Here is a 232-nt window from a genome sequence, read left to right as displayed (position 1 = left end):
CGCCAGGGGCCTGCGCAAGAAGTACAAGCAACGCGAAGTCGCCAAGGACTTCGGGCTGACCCTCGACGCCGGTGAAGTGGTCGGCCTGCTCGGCCCCAACGGCGCCGGCAAGACCACGGTGTTCAACCTGATCACGCGCCTGCTGCCGCCCAGCGGCGGCGGCATTGGCTTCCAGGGCGAAAGCCTGCTGCGCAGGAAGCCGCACGCCATCACCCGCATGGGCATCGCCCGC

Annotated in this window: 1 protein-coding gene; it reads left to right on the top strand. The window is 69.4% G+C overall.

The annotated features are described in order from the left end of the window. On the top strand, positions 1-232 hold a 232-nt coding region (locus ACRHNM_RS18380; protein ID WP_431138067.1), incomplete at both ends, for an ATP-binding cassette domain-containing protein.

This window comes from Psychroserpens mesophilus (genome assembly GCF_050617655.1).
Taxonomy (GTDB): Bacteria; Bacteroidota; Bacteroidia; order Flavobacteriales; family Flavobacteriaceae; genus Psychroserpens; species Psychroserpens mesophilus_A.
This window is presented reverse-complemented; position numbering and strand designations above follow the sequence as displayed.